At 57.7% G+C, this 1,746-nt stretch carries 2 protein-coding genes; both read right to left on the reverse strand.

The genetic code is table 11. The features are described from left to right. Nucleotides 1-128 precede the first annotated feature (128 nt). Nucleotides 129-1,046 (reverse strand): nucleotidyl transferase AbiEii/AbiGii toxin family protein, encoded by a 918-nt coding sequence (locus tag RS75_RS24890; protein ID WP_045025277.1) that lies wholly within the window; start codon nt 1,044-1,046, stop codon nt 129-131. Next, on the reverse strand, nt 1,033-1,746 hold a 714-nt coding region (locus RS75_RS24895), incomplete at its 5' end, for a type IV toxin-antitoxin system AbiEi family antitoxin domain-containing protein (protein WP_045025278.1). The genes RS75_RS24890 and RS75_RS24895, both read right to left, overlap by 14 nt.

Genomic DNA, 1,746 nt, shown 5'->3' on the forward strand with positions numbered 1-1,746 from the left:
ACCTACAGAGGAAAACGGTCAACATTCTGATGCGGCCAGCAACTGAATCCACTTAGCGAAACGCCCGAAACTGTTCAATCAAACCGAGCCACCTCTGCCCGTGTTCAAAGCCGAGAGAGCGGGTGTTTCTATGCACGCCGTTCGAGGGAAGTTCGCAGCAATTCGATCAGGGGTGAGCGTTGGTCCGGCTTGAGTTTGTCGAGATTATACTGCCGCCAGCGGATGGCCGGAAGCTCAGCAACGTGACCAATCTTCAGCAAGGACCAGTCCGGTTCTCCGCGCTCGAAGCCGATCAAAAATTCACGGTGATGATCCGGCATGCCGCCGATCAGCATCTCGATCATTTCATGCTGGGTTTGGACCAGTTCATCGATTGCGACAGTCTCCTCGGTCATGCCTTCGAAGCCATTGCTGTATTCGTTTGCGAGGTCCTTGACGCGGCCTGATAGCACCTCGCCCATAGGGCGGTTGTGACTGAGCAGATAGACGATGAACGCTTCGCGGAGGTCGTCGCTCAGCCCTTCATGGGCGAGCAGACCTTGCACGTCGAAGAGATCGCGCGGGTGCTGCCGGTCCAGTGCTGCAACCAGCTTGCCCGCAAACAGGTCTTCGAAGGAAACAACGCTGGTTTCCGCAAAGCCGAATGCCTCTTCGACCACCTCGGTGACAGGAATGGTGGAAGGTTCATGAACCACGCCACGCAATACGGGCGAGACTTCGATCTTGACCTGCGTGCCCTCCGCAATCACGAGAAGACGAAGGATGGCGCCGTCGTGGATGTTTTCGGTGACGCGAGCGCCGGGCAGCTCCGCCAGAGCTGCCGCCTTGATGCGCTTCATGGAGGCATCAATCCCAGCCAAAGCCTCCGGCCTGTCATGTACCGGCAGATACATCAGATCGATATCGACCGAGAGGCGCGGTAGGTTGCGAACAAAGAGGTTGATCGCCGTTCCGCCCTTGAGAGCAAAACAGGCTTCGCGCGCCACAATGGGAAGAAGGCGCATAAGGAGCCGAACCTGGGCCTGGTACTGGTCACGAAACGGCATCAAGGTCCTCCGGCACGGTTATCAGATAGACCGGATCGAGCCTGCCTCCGGGAACAAGCATGCGTTTGCCCTTGCCCAGATCGATCGCATCCTTGTCCAGACGCTTGAGCCACGCATGACGGTGACGATCCGCGAAGAGGAAGAACAGGCGTTTCACCTTGACGCTGTCACAGTCCACCAGCAACTTTTGCAGCCGCCTTGGGCTGAAATTTGCAGCACTCTGCATGATCATGTCGGCCTGATGGAAACTTTCATGGCGCGGCAATTCATCGAGCATTTCGAGATAGGCGCGCTCAGGCTGGGAAAGCGTCAATGGCCAATCCCATTGCCCCCACGCAAGCGAGGTCAGGCTACCGCCCTGAAAACGGGTGAGATCGCGGCCTGTTCCGTCCGTGATATTCCAGGCAAGGCTGCCAAGCCCCTTTGTTGTGGGATCATTACGGAAGAGGGTCGCGCTGTTGTGATAGACAAAGCGCTGAGGAAGGTTCAGCTTGTCCAACCATGTCGGCGGCTTTTCCGGCCCGTAGAGATGAATGGTCTTCGTCTCGTGCGAGAGGTAATGCGCAAAGCCCTGTAGCTCCAGTGCCGTGCGCCCACCGACATAGAAAGGCGTTCGCAAGAGCAGGCTCTGAAGAGAGATGACGACTTGCTGCCAGCTCAGCGTGCCGCGCGGCCTTTTGTAGACGCTACGCACCGGCTG

It is taken from the genome of Rhizobium nepotum 39/7, from assembly GCF_000949865.1.
In the GTDB taxonomy this organism is placed as follows: domain Bacteria; phylum Pseudomonadota; class Alphaproteobacteria; order Rhizobiales; family Rhizobiaceae; genus Agrobacterium; species Agrobacterium nepotum.

Bases quoted from the DNA above. Each gene is read 5' to 3' on its own strand.
- RS75_RS24890 (WP_045025277.1), bottom strand. From the start codon at position 1,046: ATGCCGTTTCGTGACCAGTACCAGGCCCAGGTTCGGCTCCTTATGCGC.